The organism is Nocardia sp. NPDC102475 (assembly GCF_055584605.1).
In genome coordinates, this window is the sequence record NZ_JBVJLS010000006.1 from 353,501 (window position 1) to 369,588 (window position 16,088).

Consider the following 16,088-nt stretch of genomic DNA (forward strand, 5'->3'; position numbering starts at 1 on the left):
GTGATCGCTCGGCTACTGGCCAGCTTGACCGCTCCGAGAGCGGACATGACCGTGGCGACGGAGGGTATGCCGTAACCGCTTGCCCGACCGTTCCCGGCGGTGTCAGCCGAGAATCGGCATAACCGTATCGACAATGGACTCTGTCGTCGGCAGCGCCGCGATCACGTCGGGCGGGCTCAGTTGACGCTGTAGTGCTCGTTGGTGCGCCGCGCCGACCAGCAGCAAGGCGGCGGCTCGCAGATCCACCGTGCCGGGATCCCGCTGGTCGGCGCGCCGCATCGACAGCTGCGCAACAACCGCGTCGACCGCACGATGCGGCCCGATATCCAACTCCCGACTGCGCTCCGCGAACTTCGCGCGTAACTCCACATCCGACTGCACCGCCGCCATCACCGGAATCGCATCCACGAAGAACTCCTCCAACGCCTCGACAAGCGCCACCAGCCCCGCCCGCAACCCCGGCTCCTCCTCGACCTCTCCGAGTACATCCTTCACCGGCCGCAAATGCCGCTGAATCACCGCCTGCAACAGCCCCATTCGATCGCCGAAGTGATAAAAAATGCTCGACTCGGCCACCCCCGCCCGCTTCGCAACCTCCTTCGTGGACAACCGAGCCACTCCTGCCTCCACCAAAATCTCCTGCGCCGCACCCACAATCGACTCCCGCACCCCCGTCGAAGGCCGCCCCCGCTGCCCGCGCGTCGCCCGCGCACCATCCGCAGCTTTCGCCACCGCAACCTCCTCTTCACACCGATCAGCCCTTGCAGTATGCCCCACCCGGGCGTATTTTCTGAGTATCTACTCAGTAATTATCCGAAAAGCGGAGCCACCCCCATGACCAGCACCAAAACCACCACCACCCAATCCCGAATCCAACGCACCGGCGACGTCATCGTCCGCTTCATCCTCCGCTCCCCACTACACCCCCTACTCAGCAAACGGCTCCTCATCATCACCGTCTCCGGCCGCAAAACCGGTCGCGAATACGCCAACCCAGTCGGCTACGCCCAACACGAAGCCCACCTCCTCATCGGCACCGCCGCCAATTGGCGCCACAACCTGATTCCGGGCGTTCCTGTCCGAATTCTCCTGCGCGGCAACCACATCCAAGCCACCCATGAAGTCATAACCGACGAACCCCGAGCCGCCACCCTCTACCGCGAAATCCTCACCCAAAACCCAACCCACGGCCGCTTCGCCAAAATCCACCTAAACCCCGACGGCACCGTAAACCTCCCCACCCTCCGCACGGCCCTATCCCGCGGCACCGCCATAGTCCGCCTCCATCCCCTGTGACCGGCCATGATCTTCGGCATCGCCCCAACTATTCGGCCAACTAGTCCGAATCCATAGTCTTCGTGTCGACCGATGGCCAGGTCGGGACTGTCTGAAATCAGATGCTCCCAGCAGTCGGAGGTCGCAGTTCATCCTGATTCCAACGGTGCAAGTTGATTTCAACCTGCGGCTTGGAACTCGCTGAACCTCTCCTCAAGCAGTTCGGGCGAGGGCCAGTCGCTGCGCCGGTGCGGCCTGGTCAGTGGCTTTCCATTCATCTGTTGGAATCCGTGCTGGAGCATCGGCCCGTTGCTCCGGTCTCTCATCAGCTTCGGGCCGATATGAATACGGTAATCGGGGGCTACCCCAAGCAGATTCGCGTCGTACGCCGCGTGGTGGATCTTGCAGAGGCACAACCCATTTATGACATCGGCGGAACCATGCTCTTTCGCGTCGCCAATGATATGGGCGGCATCGAGCAACTGCCCGTGGCCTACGGCGCATATCGCGCATCGCCTGTCATATGCAAGCAGGATCCTGCCTCTGAATTCTGGTTGGTGTAGTCGCTGATTGGTCACCCGCTGGGCATATGCGCGCTCAATGGGTTTCAGGTTGAGTGGATCGGCTACGGAACGCAGGCTGTCATCCAGCGCCAAGAGGAATCGCTGATTCTCCATGTCGTCTGCGAGGACGTACACCGGGCATACCGGGACGTAGACGCCTTCACGGATCCATTGAAGAAGGATGATGGGTAGTCCCAACTCGTAGGCGCGCCGCAACTTCGTGTTGTCGCCGTTGACGTTCCCTTCCCGGTATGCATAGGCGTAGAGCGATTCGCCGACTTTCTCGTCGGCATACTGGCTGTCAGGTTTGGACATAATGGACAAAGTGGCCAGCAGGTTCTTCGGATTCCATATGCCCTTGTTTCGATCAACCAGCTTGTAAACCTCGCCCTTGACGCGAAACTCCGTAAGTTCGGCACGGGTCAAGGTGCCCTTCTTCTCGACCTCCTGCGTCAGGTGCTCGAACAGCATCTGACGCAACGCTAGCTCCGCCCCACTCTCCACGAGTGGAGTGTGCCATGTTCACTCGATCGGCGTTGATCGTTCAGTCGAGCCCGAGTTCAGTCGAGTGACTGGATACTGACTCGTCGTCCTGGTCCATGTCTTCGCAGTACGCAGGCCAGCCGTCCTCGTCGACCTCGCACCACGAACCGTCTGATCGCTGCAACGTCGGATGGCTATGGGAAGGAGCCAGTTCCAGCTTCTCGGGGGTGTCTTCGTTGAATGCAGCGAGCAGCGCCTTGACCGATGGCGCGATTTCGTTCTTCTTGGGCTGGATCTCGCGCATCTGAGCTACGACCCCATTGGCTTTGGGAGGTCCGTCGCGGACAGCAGAGCGACCCAATAGTCATTACGAAGCGCGTCCCAGAGGTCGTCGTGCTCAGGAAGCATCTGCCGAGCGTCGGCCAGATCGGGGTACGTGTCGAAAATGATCGTTCCGAGTTGCGCTTCCGGAAGCTGTGTGCGCGACGGCAAACGAAAGGCGGTGAACGACTTATACGGGAACTGCACGCGCAAGATGTGCGCAGAACGCCCGACCAGTTGCCACACCGCGACCTTCCGGTCGTCCTGGGTTTGCGTGGTCCGCAACGCATCTCGGCGCATCACGCCGCCCCACCGTCGGTGCGCCCGGTGCCGGGGGCCTCGACACCCCGGCACCGAGACGATTCTGTGGGAATGGGATGGTCTGCCCATGAGCGGATTGCGGCCGCGAACCGCTCGACCATGTCGGCCGGTGCTCCGCTGTATACGGCTGGCGGCCCGACGAACGGATTGCGTTTCGGAAGCTCTCGGCTCGGCATGTGCAGACCTCCAGGACCTCGACGGTTTTGGGTGCGCCCGGTGCCCTGAAACAACTCCTGATGAGGGAAGAGAGTGTGCTCTTCGGGCGTACTACCAGCACACACTCTGTCGGCGCTGGTAGTAAGGTCGTCGGAGGTGTTGAAGGGTGGTGGAACGCCCACCATCGCTGACCAAATGGGTGATGTGATGAAGGCTCCGAACACGCAGCTCTCGCAGTGGCTCACCCGTTCCGGGTGGAGCAACAAAGAGTTGGCGCGCCGCGTGCGCTCCCTCGCGATCGAGTGGAACGAACCTCATGTCAGGCCGGACGCCTCGAGCGTGCGGCGGTGGACAGACGACGGGGAAGCCCCGCGCCGCCCGGTTCCGGCGATGCTCGCAGATCTGTTCTCCGCGCGGTTCGGATTCCGCGTGACGACCTATGACCTCGGTCTGGGTGACGCACTGTCTGTTGACCGTGCCCTCACCTATAGCCCATCGTTGGCGGAGACGGTAGAAGCTGTCGCAGATCTTGGGAGGGCAGACGTGGACCGGCGAAAGTTGCTTGTCACCGCGCCGTTTGCGGTAGTCGCGGCGATCGGACCATCCCGTGACTGGCTGCTCAACACCCTTGACCAGTTGCCTGACGAACGGCAGCGGGTTCGACTCGAAGACGTCACCGCGGTGAAGAACATGTTCGCCACCTTCCAGGAAATGGACATCTTCCAGGGCGGCGGCTCGGGTCGGTTGGTGCTGGCTGCGTACATGGACGAGCATGTCTACCCGCTGCTTCGCCGGACATTCACCGACGAGGTTCGACTGGCACTGTGCGGAGCGGCTGCCGAACAGACCTATCTGCTCGGGTGGATGGCGTTCGACAATGGCGAGCACGGGACTGCGCAGCGGTACTTGATCCAGGCACTGCGCCTGGCCGAGGAATCGCGCGACCCAGCGCTCGGCGCCCACGTACTTGCCGGAATGGCCGATCAAGCGACCCTGCTCGGCTACCCCAAGGAAGGCCGTCGACTGGCCCAGGCGGGCCGCCAAGGGCTTTCGAAGGTGAACTCTCCGGCGTGTCTCGCGGACCTATGGACGCTTGAAGCTCGCTCCCTGGCAGTCCTGGGCGACAAGGTCGGGACGGCGCAGGCGGTCAATGCCGCCGAGGACGCGTTCGCTCGGGTGGAACCCGATCATGAGCCGGAATGGGCGAAGTTCATCGATGAGGCGTACATCTGCGGTGAGTGGGCCAACGCCTTCCGAGACCTCGGACAACCTGAGGACGCTGCACCGCACGCCCGACGGTCGATCGCATACGCCCGCACGCAGAATCGTGCGCGGCGAGGTGCGTTGTCTCATGCCGCGTTGGCGGTGACGCACATTCAGAAGCGCGACCTTGATGCCGCCTACGCGGCAGGTGTGCGGACGGTTGATCTCTCCCGCAAGGTGAAGTCGTCTCGTTCGGTGGAAGCGGTCCGCGACGTTCAACGACGCATGAGGTCGTTCGGGCCGCACCCTTTGGTCGCGGACTTCAACGAGCGCGCTCGGACGCTGCTGGTGGCGTGACCTGAATCGTCAGGAGTGCGACCAAGAGCTCGCAGCGGGTCACTAGATGATGGTGTGTTTGTGCTGCCAGGCGGCCAGCCCGAGGGTGGCTACTCCCAGTAGCAGGAGCAGGACGGCGGAAGTCATTAGGCGGGTGGAGATTTGGGAGAGGCGGGTGGAGCGGGAGCGGGTGGTGAAGTAGGCGTCGGTGGGGAGGTTGTCGCCGATGAAGCAGGACTTGGAGGCTTGGGTGGCTTTGGTTGCGAGGGAGTCGGTGGCTACGGATGCGGTCAGGGCGGTGACTGCGGCTGTGATGCAGAGGATCGAGATGGTGGTGAGTGCGGCGAACGGCATGAGATCCCCCGAGGATGTCGGCTTCTAGAGGTCAGTCAGTGGTCGCGCTGACTACAAGAAGTGTTGCAGCAGGGTCTGACATCTTTTGCCGTACAACAGGTTCGTGAGCGGGCGTCGGTTTGTGCGGTTCGAAGCTGCGGATGCGAACCGGCATGGACGGCATCCGGGGGTGTTCGGGCTGGTCAATGGATTGGCGCGGGCGGGGGTGTTGACGGGGGAGCAGGAGTGGTTTCGGCGGGTCAACAATGATTGGTACAACGCGAATCTTGTTGACCCGAGTGAGGTGGATCCTGGGATTTACGACCGTGCGGTTCATCCAGGAGCGGCGTCGTGGTTCAAGGCGGCGGCCGTGGGGATGATCGCGCGGGTGGAGGGGTACCTCGCGATCCTTGACGCGCATGGCGTGAGGTGGGTGCGGTTGGATTCCGGTGCGCTGGGGGAGATCCTGTACGAGGATTCGAATCAGGTGGTTGCGGTGTGGGGTGCCGGATCGACGCTGGAGTCGTCTACCGCGCGGTTTGTGTAATGCGTTTGGCCAGTTTCCATTTCACGTACTAACCGAGTGGTGTGTCCGGCCATTCGCTGCCGCGCGACGGCGGCCGCTGGAGCACCGAATTGCACGCGAGCTGAGCCGAGGACGATATTACTGCAGCGCCGCTCGGTGAGGTTGCCCGCGCGAGAACCTCGCCGGATCAACGTCACCGGAACTGGTGGCGGGTCCTGCTCGGGCGATGCCGCCAGGGATTCCGGTGATTGTCGGTTCAGTTGGGGTGGAAGCCCCAGTGCGACCCAGACGGCGTGTACCTGTCAGCGGCGTACTTCGTCCACGGTAACTCGCTGATTTTCGTGTCGCGAAAGTTCGCATGCCTCAGCGATATAGAACGCTTCGAGTGCGTCGGCGGGTGTGCAAGGGCTGGCGAGTTCGCCAGATACGACCGACAGGAACGCCGCGAGTTCATCGGTATACGCCCGACGGAACCGCTCCATGAATCCGGGGTAGGCGGGGAGACCTGAAGGGGCGTAGTCGGATTCGACGGAAGTCAACGGTGCCCGATCGTCCAACCCGACGACGGCATTTCCGAGGGAGCCGAGCGCTTCGAGGCGGACGTCGTAGCCTGCGCCGTTGTAGCGGCTGAGGGAGACGGTTGCCAATGTGTCGTCGTCCAAGCGCAGTAAGACCGCGGCGGTGTCCACATCGCCCGCGGCGGTGAAAAATTCCTCGCCGCGGTTGGCGCCGGTCGCATAGACCTCGACCACCTCGCGCCCCGTAACCCAGCGGATTATGTCGAAATCGTGAACCCCGCAGTCGCGGAACAACCCGCCGGAACGTCCAATATATTCGGCCGGTGGGGGAGCGGGGTCGAGGGTGGTGGCGCGCAAGGTGTGTAGCCAGCCGAGTGAACCGGAGGCGATGGCGGCTCGGGCGGCGCGGTAGCCGGCGTCGAAGCGGCGTTGGAAGCCGATTTGGACTGGGACGGTGGAGTTTTCGAGGTGGGTGATGACGTCGAGGGTGCCTTGGATGTCGGCGGCTACCGGCTTTTCGCAGAAGACGGGGATGCCCGCGTCGACGGCGCGGGTGATGAGTTCGGGGTGGGAGTCGGTGGCGGTGGCGATGATCAGGCCGTCGAGTTGGGCGGCGAAGAGTGCGTCGATGTCGGGGACGGCTTGGACGCCGAGTTTGGTGGCGGCGGCATAGGCGCGTTCGGCGTCGGCATCCGCGACGATGACGGTGTCGACACCGGGCAGGTGTTTCAGCGTTTCGGCATGGGAGGTGCCGATACGGCCGACACCGGCCAGGCCCATGGTGAGTGCAGATGTCATCGGCTCTCCTTCGGGTGAAATAGCGGTTCAGTCGCGTGGTGCCGCGGTCGTCGAGCGCACAACCAGGGCGGGTTCCAGACGGCGGCGCACCGGTTCGGTGCGACCGTCGTGCAGTCGTTCGACGAGCGCTTCGATTGCCAAGCGGCCCATCTGAATGCGCGGTTGATCGATGGTGGTCAAGGAGATATGTCGGAGCGCGGCCAGTGAGGTGTTGTCGTAGCCGACTACCGAAACATCTCGCGGCACCGAGAGTTCGGCCTCTTCCAGTGCTGACATCGCACCGACGGCGTTGAAGTCGTTGCCGCACACCAGTGCGGTGGGAAAGTTGTCGCGGGAGAACAGGTTCAGCAGCTTCTGGACTGCGGCGATACCCCCGGAGTCGGTGTGCTCGCTGGCAATGATCATGGGCTCCAACCCATTTCGAGCCATTGCAGCGCGGTAGCCGCGACGGCGCGACGCCGAGGTGAAGGCACCTCCGCCGTCGAGATGCACGATCCGGCGGTGGCCGAGCGAGACCAGATGATCCACGGCGAGTGCGGCGCCGAGCTCGCCGTCGTCATTGACGGTATCGATGTCGGCAATGGTAGAGCTGCGCGAAATGAGCACGATCGGGCACTTCTCGGCGGCGTCGCGGATGGCCGCCACCGGCAGTACGGGTGAGAGCAGGATGATGCCGCCGGGGCGGAAGGACAGCAGGCTCTCCAGAGCGGTGCGCTCCCGGGCGGCACTGCGGCGTCCGGTATTGAGGATCAACTCCACGCCCGCGTCCTGGGCGGCCGCGTCCATACCCTCCACCACATCGGCGAAGAACGCATTGCGCAGGTCGGAGACCATGACGCCGATGATGTTGGAGGTTCGGCTGGCCAGCGACCGAGCCATGATGTGCGGCTGATAGCCGAGATCCTTCGCGGCCGCCAGTACCGCGCGGCGTCGATGGTCGCTGACCTTGGGGGAGTTGCGCATGACGAGGGAGACCAATGCGCGGGATACCCCGGCGCGCGCGGCGACATCCTCCATGGTCGGTCGAGCCATATCGCCTCCGTTCAGCATCTCACCGTGCTCCTGCAGTGTCGGACGTTACAAGGTCGACCAGGCCTAATCAATAGAGCGCTCTAATCCGACATTTTTCCCACCGCGAGCGCCGGGTATTTCCGCTGGAAGCGCCAATTTTCGCAGGTAGCAGCGATAAAACAGCGACCGGTGCAGTACTTGACACAGTATGACCTACGTTACATAGTTGGAGCGCTCCAATAGCGCCATACGTCGATCGACACCGAAGGTCGGAGAGCCCGGATGACCCAACCCCGCTATCCGCTGCGCATCGCGGCCGCGCCGATCTCCTGGGGAGTCTGCGAAGTCCCCGGCTGGGGTCATGTGCTCGACGCGCGAACCGTCCTCGCCGAGATGGCAGCGCTCGGCATCTCCGCGACGGAACTGGGCCCACCCGGCTACCTACCGCGGAATCCAGCCGAATTGCGCTCGCTGCTAGATGATTTCGACATCACCGCGGTCGGTGGCTTCCTGGCCCTCCCGCTGCACCGCGATCCGGAGCGGACAATCGAGACCGCTCGCGAGAACGCCGCGCTGTTCGCCGCGACGGGCGCGGAGGTGATCGTCCTCGCGGCCGCGACGGGCCTCGACGGATACGACACGCGCCCAGCGCTTTCCGACGAAGAGTGGCGGACCCTGATCGAAACCGCCGCCGCCATCCGGGATGTCGCTGCCGAATTCGGACTGCGCACCACTCTGCATCCCCACGTCGGCACCTACGTCGAGAGCGAAGCCGAAGTCGACAGGTTCCTCGCCGATTCCGATCTCGACCTCTGCCTGGATACCGGCCACCTGCTCATCGGCGGCACCGATCCGGTGCGCCTCGCACAGCGCTGTCCGGAACGCATCGGACATATCCATCTCAAGGATGTACGCAAAGCCATCGCCGACCGAGTGCGCAGCGGCGCAATGGAATACAGCGATGCCGTCCGCCGCGGCATCTATGTTCCGCTCGGCGAGGGCGATATCGACATCGAGGCCCTGGTGCGCAGCGTGCACGCCGCAGGTTACCGCGGCTGGTATGTCATCGAACAGGACACGGCATTGCGCCCCGACGATTCGGCAGAACAGCCGAGCCGCGACGCCGCACGCAGTCTGATCCACCTTGCGGGCATAGGTGCCGCGCTGGGCTCACCCCGATCCCCTTGGGCCCGAATCTAGATGGGAAGTGATGACAACGATGTCGCTCGAAATACGCACGGCATGGTGGCGGCGATCCCGCCGCGTGCTGCCGTGGCTGGCCGCGGCCACCCTCCTCGCCGCGTGCACCGGTCCGGGTGCGGATGTCCCGGCACCGACCCAATCCCCGGTCACCCATGGCAAATTGGGCTCCGTCGCCGTGGTGACGCACGGCAGCCCGGGCGACGCCTTCTGGAACGTCGTCAAGAACGGCGCGGAGGCAGCGGGCAAGGACCTCGGCGTCCGCGTCGAATACAACTCCTCGGGCGATCCCGGCCAGCAGGCCAAACTCATCGACAACGCTGTCGCGCAGGGCGTGGACGGTCTCGTCGTATCAATGGCGAATCCGGAGGCATTGCGGCCCTCGATCGAAAAGGCAGTGGCGGCAGGCATTCCGGTGGTGACCATCAACTCGGGTGAGAGCGAGAGCGCCAAGTTCGGTGCGGTCGGCCATGTGGGACAAAGCGAAACGTTGGCCGGACAGTCCGCGGGTAAGCGCCTCGCCGACGCCGGCCGCAAGAAGCTGCTGTGCGTGATCCACGAGGCGGGCAATATCGGTGCCAATCAGCGCTGTGACGGCGCGACCAAGGCCTTCGGCAGCGGCACCACATTGCAGGTGGATATCAACAATCCCACCGACGCCCAGTCCCGCATCAAGGGCGCGTTGGAGGCGGATAGGTCCATCGACGCGGTGCTGACGCTGAATTCACAGGTCGCCGCCCGCGCGGTGGACGGGGTGAAGGAATCGCAATCGTCCGCGACGGTCGCGACCTTCGACCTGAATTCCGATGTGGTCGAGGCGATTCGGGCGGGCAAGCTGCTGTTCGCCGTGGACCAGCAGCAGTACGAGCAGGGCTATCTGCCGATTGTCCTGCTGCAGCTGTATCGGACGAATCTGAACTCGGTCGGTGGTGGCGCACCGGTGCAGACGGGTCCCGCCTTCGTCGACAAGAACAATGTCGAGGCCGTGGCGGCCCGTGTGGCACTGGGCATGCGCTGAGGGAGTGGATGAAATGACTATTGCCACAAAAACTTCCGAGGTCACTCCGAGCACTCCGCCGGACGGTCCGTCGCTCTTCCAGCGGATGGTGGTGCGACCGGAGATCGGCGCACTGCTGGGTGCCGCACTCGTCTTCGTATTCTTCTCGATCATTACCGACCGCTTCCTCAGCCCGCTCGGCATCGCGACCTGGCTGGACGATTCGTCCACGCTCGGCATCATGGCGGTCGCGGTGGCGCTACTGATGATCGGCGGCGAATTCGACCTGTCCGCCGGTGTCATGACCGCTTCCACCGCACTGGTCACCGCCTTGCTCGCGGTGCACGCGGGTTGGAACGTCTGGCTCGCGCTCTTGGTTTCGCTGCTGTTCGCACTCACGGTCGGTGCGTTCAACGGCTGGCTCGTGATGCGAACGGGGTTGCCGAGTTTCATCGTCACCCTCGGCACTTTCCTTGCACTGCAAGGCCTCAACCTCGGCGTCACCCGCCTGATCACCGGAACCGTTCAGGTGTCGGGTATTCGCGGCGCCGACGGCTACAACTCGGCCGGTTGGGTCTTCGCCTCGACACTCGATATCGGCGATACGCACCTGCAGGCATCGGTCATATGGTGGGTGGTGCTCACCGCGATCGCCGCACTTGTCCTGGTGCGCACCAAGTTCGGCAACTGGATCTTCGCGGTGGGCGGTGCGCTGCCGAGCGCGCGGGCTGTCGGCGTCCCGGCCGATCGGACGAAGATCCTGCTCTTCATGACCACCGCCTTCGCCGGGTGGGTCGTCGGATCCTGCAGCATTCTCCGGTTCTCCAGCGTGCAGGCGAATCAGGGCGTTGGGCTGGAACTGCACTACATCATCGCGGCCGTGGTCGGCGGTTGCCTGCTGACCGGTGGATTCGGTTCGGCGATCGGCGCCGCGATCGGTGCGCTGATCTTCGGCATGGCGCGGCAGGGCATCGTCTTCGCCGGATGGGACAGCGACTGGTTCATGCTGTTCCTCGGCGTGCTCCTGCTGGCCGCGGTGTTGGTCAACAACATATTCAAGAAGCGAGCCGAAAGGGTACGCCGATGACGACACCATTGATCGAAGCGATCGATATCGGCAAGAGCTACGGCGGTGTGGTCGCACTGCGCGACGTCTCGACCGTGGTCAATGCGGGACAGGTCACCTGCATCCTCGGCGACAACGGTGCGGGCAAGTCGACACTGATCAAGATTCTCGCCGGCGTGCATCAGCACGATCGCGGGGAACTGAAACTGGACGGCCAGCCGACTCGATTGTCCTCGCCCCGTGCGGCTTTGGACCACGGCATCGCCACCGTCTACCAGGATCTCGCGGTGGTGCCGCTGATGAGTGTCTGGCGCAACTTCGTACTCGGCTCCGAACCGACGATCGAATACGGTCCGTTGCGGCTGCTGGACCGTCGCAAGGGACGCGATATCGCACGAGAGGCGTTGGCGGACATGGGGATCGAGATCCACGATTTGGAACAGCCGGTCGGCACGCTGTCGGGCGGACAACGCCAGTGCATCGCGATCGCCAGGGCGGTGCACTACGGGGCCAGGGTGCTCATCCTCGACGAACCGACCGCAGCGCTCGGCGTGAAACAGGCCGGTGTCGTACTGAAATACGTCGTGCAGGCGCGGGATCGTGGGCTCGGAGTCATTCTGATCACCCACAACCCGCATCACGCCTATCCGGTCGGCGACCGCTTCCTGCTGCTCAAACGCGGCGCGATGCTCGGCTCGTACGAGAAGTCGGAGATCGACCTGCCGGAGCTGACCCGGCAAATGGCCGGTGGCGCCGAATTGGACGCGCTGCAGCACGAATTGCAGCGCGTGGTGACGCCGTGAAGCTGACAACGGCGCAGGCCCTGGTCGGCTGGCTGGTCGCCCAGCATTCGGAGACCTTCGACGGTCGCGAAGTACCGCTGTTCCCGGCCGCTTTCGCGATATTCGGGCACGGTAATGTGCTCGGCCTCGGCACCGCACTGTCCGAGCGTCGCGATGAAATCCCGGTCTGGCGTGGGCATACCGAACAGGGCATGGCGCTGGCGGCCATCGGCCTGGCCAAGGCGACCCATCGGCGTCAGGTCGGAATCGCGACGTCCTCGATCGGTCCCGGCGCGCTGAATTTGGTAACCGCCGCCGGCGTCGCCCATGCGAATCGTCTTCCGCTGCTGCTGCTTCCGGGCGACACGTTCAGCAGCCGCGCACCGGATCCGGTGCTGCAACAGGTCGAACACTTCGGCGACCCGACCATTACCGTCAACGATGCATTCCGCGCCGTGAGCCGCTACTTCGACCGCATCACCCGCCCGGAACAACTCATCGCAACCCTGCCCCAGGCGGCCCGGGTACTGACCGATGCGGCCGATGTGGGCCCGGTGACACTGGCGCTGCCACAGGACGTCCAAGCCGAGATCTACGACTTCCCGGATGCTCTATTCGAGCCGGTCGTGCACCGAATCACGCGTTCGCGCCCCGACTCGCGAGTGGTGGCCGAGGCGGCACGGGCACTGCGATCGGCCCGACGTCCGCTGCTGGTCCTCGGCGGCGGTGTGCGTTATTCGGGTGCGGGCCGGCTGATACTGGAATTCGCGGAGCGGCACGAGATTCCCATTACAGAAACCACGGCTGGCCGCACCCTCGTACCGCACGACCACGAATTGTATGCCGGTCCGCTCGGTGTGACCGGCTCCGCATCCGCCAATGCCCTTGCCGCACAGGCGGATCTAGTGTTGGCCATCGGCACCCGATTGCAGGACTTCACCACAGCGTCCTGGACCGTCTTCGCGCCCGACGTCCGGTTGATCACCATCAACACGGCGCGGTTCGACGCGGTGAAGCACGGCGCGCTCGCGGTCGTGGGTGACGCCGCCGCGTCGGTGTCGGAATTGGCTGCGCTCCTGGTCAATTGGCAGGTGGATGCCGCATGGTCCGACCGTGCGGAAGGGCTGCGCACCACTTGGGACGCCCACATCGACAAGCTGCGCGCGCCGACCCCGGGTACCCCGAGTTACGCCCAAATCGTTGGCGTCGTCAACGAATTGAGCGCACCGGACGACTACGTCATGACCGCTGCGGGCGGTATGCCCGGCGAGCTGATCGGCGGTTGGCGGGCCACCGGCACCGTGCCGACCATGGATGTCGAGTACGGATTCTCCTGCATGGGTTATGAACTCGCGGGCGCCTGGGGTGCGGCCATGGCGCATGTGCACGGCCTGGTCACCACCATGCTCGGCGACGGCTCCTATCTGATGCTCAATTCCGAACTGTTCTCCGCGGCCTTCGCGGGCCACCGGTTCGTCGCGGTCGTCTGCGATAACGACGGCTACGCGGTGATCGCCCGGCTCCAGGAGGGGCAGGGCGGTGACCCCTTCAACAACTTCTACGCCGACTGCCGCACCAACCACCCACAACCGCCCCGCGTCGACTTCGCAAGCCACGCAAGATCATTGGGCTGCGCGGTATTCACCGCGACGGACCTGACCGAGTTCCGCGGCGCATACGTGCGGGCCAGGACAGCGGCACTGAGCGAGTCCCGCCCGGCCGTCGTGGTCGTGCGCACCCAGCCTTCCGCCTGGACCGATGCGGGTGCGTGGTGGGAGGTCGGTGTGCCGGAGCACTTAGCGGGCCGCGCGGCGTACGACGAGGCCAAGGCGGCGCAGGTGCGTTACCTGAACAGAGCCGAATCAGCGGAGTAGTCAGGCGTCGAATTCGCGCTATATGACGATCTCGTGGCACATTTGGTCACGGTCGCATAACTGAAAACCGACCACTTAGTGCACATCCAAGGCCGAAGTCGCGTATTTTCTTTACGAATTCTTAGCTTCGGTCCGGCGTCTGTGTCCGGTGTGGTTGCTGGGATTCCGGCAGTGTCCGCGCGGGTAGCCGAAAGTGTGCGCTGACCGGCCGATCTATGCGCCGCGAACGCTTTATGCTCAGGATAGCCAGCCCTTCGCAACCGGTGTTGCGTCCGCCGCCGCAGCGCCGCGCGAACGTCGGCTTGCTCACAGTTACCGCTGCTGGATGTGGCCGAATTCGTCGGATGATGGCATTGTTGATCGAGAGATCGGGCTCATCGAAGTGATCTGCTCGGCTCATCAACAGGAAGTAAGAAGTAAAGAACATGGCTCAAGGCAGTGTGAAGTGGTTCAACAGCGAGAAGGGCTTCGGCTTTATCGCTCAAGACGGAGGCGGCCCTGACGTCTTCGTGCATTACTCGGCCGTTTCCGGCTCGGGTTTCCGGTCCCTCGAAGAGGGCCAGCGCGTGGAGTTCGAGATCGGCCAGGGCCAGAAGGGCCCGCAGGCCCAGGACGTCCGCGCTATCTGATCAAGCGTGACTTAGGAGGCTCGCACCCGGCAGGGGGTGCGGGCCTCTCGTCGTTTTCGGGGGATATTCAGGCGGTCTTGGTGAAGGTGACATGGGTGACCGCGGGGGGATTGCAGCACCGAGCTGATCTGGTAGCCCGGCAGGGTGCCGAGATCGTCGTAGAGCCGCTCGCCCGCGCCGAGCAGAAGCGGGACTACCGCGAGATGCATCTCGTCCACCAGACCGGCGCGCAGGAACTGCCGGATCGCCGATGAGCCGCCCGCGAGCCGCACATCCTGACCGTCGGCGGCCTTGAATGCTTGGCGCAGAACCTCTTCCGGCGTTTCGTTCACGAAATGGAACGTCGTGCCACCCGTCATCGGCAGCGATGGTCGCGTGTGATGGGTCATCACGAAGGTGTCGTGGTGGTAGGGCGGGTTGTCGCCCCACCAACCCTGCCATTCGTGGTCGGCCCACGGGCCGCGGATCGGGCCGAACATGTTGCGCCCCATGATGGTTGCGCCGATACCGGCATCGCCCGCGACCATGAAATCGTTGTCCACGCCGGTCTCGCCGGTGTCCGCGCCGTCCATCTGGTGTGCGTAGCGCGTGGCCCACACCCAGTCGTGCAGCCGCAGCCCGCCCTCGCCGAGCGGATTCTCGGGTCCCTGATTCGGTCCGGCGATGTAGCCGTCGAGCGATATCGCGATGTTGTGTACGCGCAACTTGGCCATGATTCTCTCTTTTCCGATCTGATTGCATTTTGCAATCGCTTGTGGACAGCCTAAGTGCAACTGGTTGTAGAATGCAAGCAGTAAATTCGACGGAAGGAGCGCCGCATGCGCGACGAGGGACGTTCGGGCTGCCCGATCAACGCGACCATCGAGGTGATCGGCGATCGGTGGACGCTGCTGGTGCTGCGCGACGTGATGTTCGGCAATCGCCGCCACTTCCGCGAGCTGCTGGCCGGATCGGAGGAGGGGATCGCGTCCAATATCCTGTCCGACCGGCTCAAGCGCCTCGTCGCCGCCGGACTGCTCAGTCGTGAGGACACCCGTCCCGGTCAGAAGGCCGAGTACCGGCTCACCGAGCCCGCGATCCAACTGGTGCCGATCATGGCGCAGTTGGGCGCATGGGGGCTCCGGCATCGCCCGACGACGAAACGCCTGCGCGTACGCGCCGAACTCCTCGAGGAGGGCGGCCCACAGCTCTGGGCCGAGTTCATGGACGAACTGCGCGAGTCGCACCTCGGTATTCCGCGTCCCGATCCGGATGCCCCGACCGCCACCGACCGGTTGGCGCGCGCATACGCCGCCGTCGCCGAGTGATGCAGAGCTAGCTACAGCCCTTCTGCAGCGGCCAGGACTTCCTTGCGGAAGAAGTCGGCGGTCACCGCGCGAGCCCGATCCATGTCCCGGTCGCGCGTCTTCGGGAAAGCAGCTGTCGCACGGTCGAATTCGGCAGCGATGAACTCCGCGATCGGGACCGGCACTGCGCCGCTACCCATCTCACGGGTGCGCGACTTCAGCTCGGTCAGCTCGGCGAACCGGCAGTCGTAATCGGAATCGGGCGACGGGAATCCCCAAGCCCGGCTACCGCTTTCGATGGCCAGCGGCACCGACACCCGATGCGCGTGCTCGATCCGATCGATTTCGGCATCGATCGACCCGACCACCATCGGGTCCATCGAAGTCGGAATCGCGCGCAGGGACATGGT

At 64.1% G+C, this 16,088-nt stretch carries 19 protein-coding genes; 10 read left to right on the top strand and 9 right to left on the bottom strand.

The annotated features are described in order from the left end of the window. Positions 1-102: 102 nt before the first annotated feature. Positions 103-732, bottom strand: a complete 630-nt coding sequence (locus ACZ60G_RS14290; protein WP_465810461.1) for a TetR/AcrR family transcriptional regulator — start codon at positions 730-732, stop codon at positions 103-105. 102 nt (positions 733-834) lie between these two features. On the opposite strand from ACZ60G_RS14290, the gene ACZ60G_RS14295 reads away from it, so the two are divergent. Beyond that, positions 835-1,296 carry a nitroreductase/quinone reductase family protein gene (locus ACZ60G_RS14295; RefSeq protein WP_465810463.1) on the top strand — a complete coding sequence of 154 codons (462 nt, stop codon included), beginning with the start codon at positions 835-837 and terminating at the stop codon, positions 1,294-1,296. Between the two features lie 158 nt (positions 1,297-1,454). Here the strand turns inward: ACZ60G_RS14295 and ACZ60G_RS14300 are convergent, their stop codons facing one another. The 3 genes from ACZ60G_RS14300 to ACZ60G_RS14310 all read right to left on the bottom strand — a co-directional run bounded on the left by ACZ60G_RS14300 (position 1,455) and on the right by ACZ60G_RS14310 (position 2,945). Then, positions 1,455-2,309, bottom strand: a complete 855-nt coding sequence (locus ACZ60G_RS14300) for an HNH endonuclease (protein ID WP_387289296.1) — start codon at positions 2,307-2,309, stop codon at positions 1,455-1,457. Between the two features lie 73 nt (positions 2,310-2,382). Next, on the bottom strand, positions 2,383-2,625 hold the full coding sequence (locus tag ACZ60G_RS14305; protein ID WP_465810466.1) for a hypothetical protein: 243 nt from the start codon (positions 2,623-2,625) through the stop codon (positions 2,383-2,385). A 5-nt stretch (positions 2,626-2,630) separates the two neighbouring features. Beyond that, positions 2,631-2,945 (bottom strand): hypothetical protein, encoded by a 315-nt coding sequence (locus ACZ60G_RS14310; protein WP_465810468.1) that lies wholly within the window; start codon positions 2,943-2,945, stop codon positions 2,631-2,633. A gap of 381 nt (positions 2,946-3,326) precedes the next feature. Between ACZ60G_RS14310 and ACZ60G_RS14315 the strand changes: the two genes are divergently transcribed. Next, positions 3,327-4,679, top strand: coding sequence for a hypothetical protein (locus ACZ60G_RS14315; protein ID WP_465810470.1), 1,353 nt, complete (start codon positions 3,327-3,329; stop codon positions 4,677-4,679). Between the two features lie 42 nt (positions 4,680-4,721). Here ACZ60G_RS14315 and ACZ60G_RS14320 read toward each other — a convergent pair whose 3' ends face one another. After that, positions 4,722-5,012: a hypothetical protein gene (locus ACZ60G_RS14320; protein WP_465810472.1), complete on the bottom strand. Its 291-nt coding sequence runs from the start codon at positions 5,010-5,012 to the stop codon at positions 4,722-4,724. A 103-nt stretch (positions 5,013-5,115) separates the two neighbouring features. Between ACZ60G_RS14320 and ACZ60G_RS14325 the strand changes: the two genes are divergently transcribed. Next, complete coding sequence (locus ACZ60G_RS14325; protein ID WP_465810474.1) at positions 5,116-5,538, top strand: hypothetical protein; 423 nt, start codon at positions 5,116-5,118, stop codon at positions 5,536-5,538. Between the two features lie 281 nt (positions 5,539-5,819). On the opposite strand, the gene ACZ60G_RS14330 is transcribed toward ACZ60G_RS14325, so the two are convergent. Together ACZ60G_RS14330 and ACZ60G_RS14335 are read right to left on the bottom strand one after the other, a co-directional pair. Then, entirely contained in the window at positions 5,820-6,833 is a 1,014-nt protein-coding gene (locus tag ACZ60G_RS14330; RefSeq protein WP_465810476.1) for a Gfo/Idh/MocA family protein, read from the bottom strand. A gap of 27 nt (positions 6,834-6,860) precedes the next feature. Further along, a complete protein-coding gene (locus ACZ60G_RS14335) occupies positions 6,861-7,865 on the bottom strand; it encodes a LacI family DNA-binding transcriptional regulator (protein WP_465810478.1) in 1,005 nt (334 codons plus the stop codon). Between the two features lie 261 nt (positions 7,866-8,126). Here ACZ60G_RS14335 and ACZ60G_RS14340 point away from each other — a divergent pair, with 261 nt between their 5' ends. The 6 genes from ACZ60G_RS14340 (at position 8,127) to ACZ60G_RS14365 (ending at position 14,392) form a co-directional block, all read left to right on the top strand. Then, positions 8,127-9,044: a TIM barrel protein gene (locus ACZ60G_RS14340; RefSeq protein ID WP_465810480.1), complete on the top strand. Its 918-nt coding sequence runs from the start codon at positions 8,127-8,129 to the stop codon at positions 9,042-9,044. 10 nt (positions 9,045-9,054) lie between these two features. Beyond that, positions 9,055-10,062 (top strand): sugar ABC transporter substrate-binding protein, encoded by a 1,008-nt coding sequence (locus tag ACZ60G_RS14345; RefSeq protein WP_465810482.1) that lies wholly within the window; start codon positions 9,055-9,057, stop codon positions 10,060-10,062. Between the two features lie 13 nt (positions 10,063-10,075). Then, a complete protein-coding gene (locus ACZ60G_RS14350; RefSeq protein ID WP_465810484.1) occupies positions 10,076-11,128 on the top strand; it encodes an ABC transporter permease in 1,053 nt (350 codons plus the stop codon). Further along, positions 11,125-11,910, top strand: coding sequence for an ATP-binding cassette domain-containing protein (locus ACZ60G_RS14355; RefSeq protein WP_465810486.1), 786 nt, complete (start codon positions 11,125-11,127; stop codon positions 11,908-11,910). Before ACZ60G_RS14350 ends, ACZ60G_RS14355 begins: the two co-directional genes overlap by 4 nt. Then, positions 11,907-13,763 (top strand): 3D-(3,5/4)-trihydroxycyclohexane-1,2-dione acylhydrolase (decyclizing), encoded by a 1,857-nt coding sequence (iolD, locus tag ACZ60G_RS14360; RefSeq protein WP_465810488.1) that lies wholly within the window; start codon positions 11,907-11,909, stop codon positions 13,761-13,763. Before ACZ60G_RS14355 ends, iolD begins: the two co-directional genes overlap by 4 nt. Positions 13,764-14,188: 425 nt before the next feature. Then, positions 14,189-14,392, top strand: a complete 204-nt coding sequence (locus tag ACZ60G_RS14365) for a cold-shock protein (protein WP_040693519.1) — start codon at positions 14,189-14,191, stop codon at positions 14,390-14,392. 11 nt (positions 14,393-14,403) lie between these two features. Here the strand turns inward: ACZ60G_RS14365 and ACZ60G_RS14370 are convergent, their stop codons facing one another. After that, complete coding sequence (locus ACZ60G_RS14370; protein ID WP_465810491.1) at positions 14,404-15,105, bottom strand: dihydrofolate reductase family protein; 702 nt, start codon at positions 15,103-15,105, stop codon at positions 14,404-14,406. A gap of 105 nt (positions 15,106-15,210) precedes the next feature. On the opposite strand from ACZ60G_RS14370, the gene ACZ60G_RS14375 reads away from it, so the two are divergent. Next, on the top strand, positions 15,211-15,699 hold the full coding sequence (locus ACZ60G_RS14375) for a winged helix-turn-helix transcriptional regulator (RefSeq protein WP_465810493.1): 489 nt from the start codon (positions 15,211-15,213) through the stop codon (positions 15,697-15,699). Between the two features lie 11 nt (positions 15,700-15,710). On the opposite strand, the gene ACZ60G_RS14380 is transcribed toward ACZ60G_RS14375, so the two are convergent. Continuing rightward, positions 15,711-16,085, bottom strand: a complete 375-nt coding sequence (locus ACZ60G_RS14380; protein ID WP_465810495.1) for a DNA polymerase beta superfamily protein — start codon at positions 16,083-16,085, stop codon at positions 15,711-15,713. Positions 16,086-16,088: the final 3 nt, after the last annotated feature.